Genomic DNA, 4,861 nt, shown 5'->3' on the forward strand with positions numbered 1-4,861 from the left:
CCAAATCCCGCTTGCCCCATTCATAGGCAACGATTTCCCCGCCCGCCTGGTCATAAGCATAAATGAGCCAGACCTTGTTGCGTTTTTTGCCGACAAACGTCCAAAATTCTGCCTTGTCTGAAACTTTCGGTGGATAGTTATAAATAACGAATCATCTTCACCCGCCACCCCGCCCATGAAAAACGCCCCCTCGCTGCGCCTACGCCTGGCCGCCAGCCTCACCGCCGCGACCCTTGCCGTCGCCCTCATCTCCGGCATCACCGCCTGGCTTGCCATCCACAACGAGGCCAACGACTACCAGGACGACATCCTGCGCCAGACCGCGACCCTCATTGACCCGCACAACCCGCCGCGCCGCGCCGACCTCGACGACGACAACCGCATTGACATCGAAGCCGTCGCCCGTACCGGTCGCTATGGCCGCTTCCTCGGCAAAAACCCGCACGACGGCTACCACGACCTGCGCCGCCACGACCGCCACTACCGCGCCTACATCCACACCTACCCCGGCGGCGAACGCCTCGCCCTCATCCAGGACACCGAAAGCCGCGACACCATCGCCAACGCCAGCGCCTGGCATGCCATCGCGCCGCTGTTGCTGCTCGTCCCCATCCTCGCGCTGACCAGCCTCTACACCATCCACCGCGCGCTGCGCCCGGTGCGTCGCCTCAGCCGCGACATCGAAGCGCGCGGCGAAAACGACCTCTCGCCACTCGCCGACAGCGGCGTGCCGCAAGAGTTGCGCGGCATCACCCGCGCCATGAACCGCCTGCTGGCGCGCATCGACAGCACCATCCGCCGCGAACAACGCTTTATAGCGGATGCCGCGCACGAACTACGCACCCCGATGACCGCGCTTACCCTGCAAGCCGAACGCCTCGCGCCGCACCTTGCCGACAACGCCGCCGCACGCGCGCAACTGCACACCCTGCGCGACGGCATCCGCCGCACCAGCGCCCTGCTTGAACAACTGCTGCTGCTCGCCCGCAGTCAACACAGCGAAACCGCCGCCCCCGCCGCGAGCCACGTGCAGGCTGTCTTTCGCCAGGTTATCGAAACCCTGCTGCCGCTTGCCGACGCCAAACAGAGCGACCTCGGCATCGCCAGCGACACCGACGCCACCCTGCCCCTCCCCGCCGCCGAACTCTATACCCTCATCAAAAACCTCGCCGACAACGCGCTGCGCTACAGCCCGCGCGGCAGCCGCATTGACCTTGACCTCGAAACCCGCACTGATGCGACCATCCTCATCGTCGAAGACAACGGCCCCGGCATCGCCGCCGACGAACGCGCGCGCGTGCTCGACCCGTTTTACCGCCAACTCGGCAGCGACGAAGAAGGCACCGGGCTGGGACTCGCCATCGTCAAAACCCTCTGCGACAAATACGGTGCAACCCTCACCCTGCGCGATGCGCTAAGCCATCCGCACGGTCTGCGCGTGGAAATCCGTTTTCCGCGCCAGATACCCTAACTCAAAGGGTCAGGCATAAAAAAACAATAAACACGCCAATCAACCGCCATCAAAAAAGCCACGGCAAAACCGTGGCTTTTCGCAAACCATAGAGAAAGAAAAAATCAGCCCTGGCTCGCCTCATAAGCATCGAGTACGCGCGCCGAATAGACCATAGCCGCCCCGGCATTCATCGCCACGGCGACGCCCAATGCCCCGGCAATCTCTTCGCGGGTACAACCGGCCTTGATTGCCGATTCCACGTGCACGGTAATACAACCATCGCAGCGGGTCGTCACCGCCACCGCCAGCGCAATCAGTTCGCGCGTTTTCAAATCGAGCGGGCTGTCTTCACCCGCCTGGTTCAGCGATTGATAACCCTGCAACGTTTTTGGTTGCAATTTGCCAAAAGCGCCAATGCGATTCTTTAATTTCAGACGATAATTTTTCCAGTCAAGCATAAAAACTCCGATAACAGGTTCAAAGAAAAGAGGCGCGCATTATAAAAACCACGCCGCGTCGCGTTGTCGCAAAAAAACGCTGCGCCGTCTCGCCGCCAAACCTTTGAGGCTTGTCATAAAAGCGCACAAACCCCACCGCTATAATACCCGCGAATCCCACGGAGAATCCCTATGGACAGCATCGACCGCTATCTCGACCTGCTTGACCTGCAAACCCGCATCGAAGTCTATTGCCACCTGCAAGCGCCCTTCCGTATGCCGCACGATGCGGACGAACCCGGCACCGCCTGGTTTCACCTGCTGCTTGAAGGCCGCTGCACCATCGAAGTGAACGGCAAAAAACACGAACTGCAAGCGGGCGATTTCTTCCTCCTCACCGCGGGCAGCCAGCACACCATCTACGCGGGCGAAGGCGACAGCGCCATCAGCGGCGACCGCAAAAACGGCCTGCTACAACTGTGCAACGATGCTGACGGCGAACCGCTGCGGATGCTCTGCGGCATCTACCAAGTGCGTAACCGCGCCGCCACCGCGCTGCTCGCCATCCTGCCCGAACCGCTGCGGGTACCACTCGGCGACATTCCGCAACTGCCCGCCCTTTGCACCCTCATCCATAACGAAGCGCTGGCGCGGCGCGAAGGTAGCGTCAGCATCGTCCGCGCCCTCTGCGAAATCCTGCTGCTGCTCGCCCTGCGCCACATCAGCGACCTGCCGCAACAGCACCGCCTCACCGCGCTCTTTGCCGACCCCGGCCTCGCGCGCGTACTCGCGCACATCCTCGCCAACCCGTTTGCGCCCTGCACCACCGAAGCGCTGGCGGAAATCGCCTGTATGTCGCGCGCCACCTTCGCCCGCAAATTCCAGCAGGCGGCGGGCAGCGGCGTGCAAACCTTCATCCGCGCGCTGAAAATGTCGGCGGCGGCGAAAATGCTGCGCGACAGCAACCGCGCGGTTGGCCGCATCGCCGAAGAAACCGGCTACCAGTCCGAAGCCGCCTTCAACAACGCCTTCAAGGCACAATTCGGCATTACCCCGGCGCGTTATCGCAAGCAGGAGGGGGGAAAAGACGAAACCCGTCAGGATACCCCCTGAAAAATATCCATTTCCCCATCCAGCTTCACGGTATAAACCCGTTCTTGCGGCAACAATTCCCGCGCTGCATCGAGTCGGTTTGCCTGAATAAACACGGATGGATTACCTGTCATAATGGGCATCAATCATATGCCTTAAAGAAACCATAAAATTCCTCCAAAAAACATAAAATATTTACCATAACCAAACAGTAACCGCAAAACCATCCTGCCCCGCTATGATGACTTTTCCATTACCAACCCCCAGGAGTTATCCATGAATATCCGTACCACCTTGCTGGCCGCTGCGTTCGTTTCTGGTGCTGCCATTGCCGCCCCGGTCAAATACGACATCGACCCGACCCATTTCTTTGTGCAAATTGACGTGCCGCATTTGGGCTTCAGCCATATTCCCGGCCTTTTCAAGGAGGTGAGCGGTTCTTATGTTTATGACAGCGATACCGGCGAAATCAAGGATGCCAATGTCGTCGTTAAAATGACTTCGCTTGATACCGGCCACAGCGAACGCGACGAACATTTGCAAAAATATTTGAACAGCGCCAAATTCCCGGAAGCCACCTTCAAATCTACCGGCTGGAAAGACGGGCAATTAAGCGGCGATTTGACCTTTAATGGCCAGACAAAAAGCATCACCGTACCCGTGAGCAAAAATGGCGAGGGCAAAGATCCCTGGGGCGGTTATCGCAGCGGCTTTGAAACCGCCTTTACCCTTAAACCCGCCGATTATGGCGCCAATATTGAAGTCGCCCCGGAAGTCGCCATCAAAGTTTCCGGCGAAGGCATTCAGGCCAAATAAAAGTGCCTGCATAAAAAAACCACGGTTCGCCGTGGTTTTTTTATGGCGCCATGTTGAAACTGTTACCATGCCGCAAATTTCAAGGAGCCATCCCCATGAACATTCGTCATATTCTGTTTGTCGCCGCCCTCTTTTGCACCGCCGCCTTTGCCGCACCCGCTTCGCGGCCACCGGTCGCCGGTTCGTGGCAGTTGCGTTATGCCGAGGAGTTTGACGGTTCAGGCGCGGATTTGCAGCAGCGCGGCTGGATGACTTTGCGCGGCAGCGGCGACGGCTATCGCGCGCCGTTCAACCCCGATTTGGATGACGCCGCCTTTGACAGCCGTTATGCCACCCTGCAAAACGGCAATCTGCGCCTGCGCTGGGCGCCGGTCGCCCTCACCGATGGCGGCAGGTCGTATCCTTACACTGCAGGCATCGCCACGACCGCCACCGGTTTCAGTTTCCGCTATGGTCTGATTGAGGCGCGTATCTGGCTGCCCAGCGCGGCGGGAATTGCGCCGGCGTTCTGGCTGTTGCCGTCGCCGGTGGATTCGGCCTGGCCGCCGGAGGTGGATATTGCCGAGTTTTCAACCACCGAACGCGGCCAGGTGGATGCGCATTTCAATGTGCATTATCGCCAGGGCGGGCGGTTGCGGCAGATTTATGGTTTTCCCGCTTATGGTGAGAATGTGGGCGGCGCTTGGCACATTTATACGCTCGACTGGCGGCCGGACAGCATGACGATGCTGCTCGATGGCCGCACGGTGTATCGCTATACCGGCGCCGGGATTCCTGCTGTGCCGATGTATATTGTTTTCTCCGCCGGGGTGCTGAAGGGGCAGCGGCCGGGCGCGGGAAATATGCTGGTGGATTATGTGCGGGTGTGGCAGTAGTTGTCCGCTGGCTGCGGGGTAGCGCTTGCCCTGCCGCTGATTACGATGGCGAGAAACGCGAACAGCGCAGACCTTACGCCTAGAGCCTGCCATAGGGTGCGCCTTGGCGCACCGTCCCGATAACTTCACGGAAACCTGGCTCGTAGTCAACCGTGTTCCCCAACCGACGGGTTGGGGAACACAGTTGA

Annotated in this window: 5 protein-coding genes and 1 pseudogene; 4 read left to right on the forward strand and 2 right to left on the reverse strand. The window is 59.7% G+C overall.

Annotated elements, in window-relative coordinates; genetic code table 11:
• Positions 1-109: pseudogene (locus Q0349_RS00590) on the reverse strand (IS1 family transposase); the annotation flags it as partial.
• A 66-nt stretch (positions 110-175) separates the two neighbouring features.
• Between Q0349_RS00590 and Q0349_RS00595 the strand changes: the two are divergent.
• Positions 176-1,471, forward strand: coding sequence for an ATP-binding protein (locus Q0349_RS00595; protein WP_298078805.1), 1,296 nt, complete (start codon positions 176-178; stop codon positions 1,469-1,471).
• Between the two features lie 104 nt (positions 1,472-1,575).
• Here Q0349_RS00595 and Q0349_RS00600 read toward each other — a convergent pair whose 3' ends face one another.
• Positions 1,576-1,911 (reverse strand): carboxymuconolactone decarboxylase family protein, encoded by a 336-nt coding sequence (locus Q0349_RS00600; RefSeq protein ID WP_298078806.1) that lies wholly within the window; start codon positions 1,909-1,911, stop codon positions 1,576-1,578.
• Between the two features lie 171 nt (positions 1,912-2,082).
• On the opposite strand from Q0349_RS00600, the gene Q0349_RS00605 reads away from it, so the two are divergent.
• The 3 genes from Q0349_RS00605 (at position 2,083) to Q0349_RS00615 (ending at position 4,673) form a co-directional block, all read left to right on the forward strand.
• Positions 2,083-3,003 carry an AraC family transcriptional regulator gene (locus Q0349_RS00605; protein WP_298078808.1) on the forward strand — a complete coding sequence of 307 codons (921 nt, stop codon included), beginning with the start codon at positions 2,083-2,085 and terminating at the stop codon, positions 3,001-3,003.
• 255 nt (positions 3,004-3,258) lie between these two features.
• Positions 3,259-3,798: a YceI family protein gene (locus tag Q0349_RS00610; RefSeq protein WP_298078810.1), complete on the forward strand. Its 540-nt coding sequence runs from the start codon at positions 3,259-3,261 to the stop codon at positions 3,796-3,798.
• 95 nt (positions 3,799-3,893) lie between these two features.
• Positions 3,894-4,673, forward strand: coding sequence for a glycoside hydrolase family 16 protein (locus Q0349_RS00615; protein ID WP_298078812.1), 780 nt, complete (start codon positions 3,894-3,896; stop codon positions 4,671-4,673).
• The last annotated feature ends 188 nt before the right edge of the window (positions 4,674-4,861 follow it).

Origin of the sequence: uncultured Cardiobacterium sp. (genome assembly GCF_938028185.1) — a bacterium.
Classification (GTDB): domain Bacteria; phylum Pseudomonadota; class Gammaproteobacteria; order Cardiobacteriales; family Cardiobacteriaceae; genus Cardiobacterium.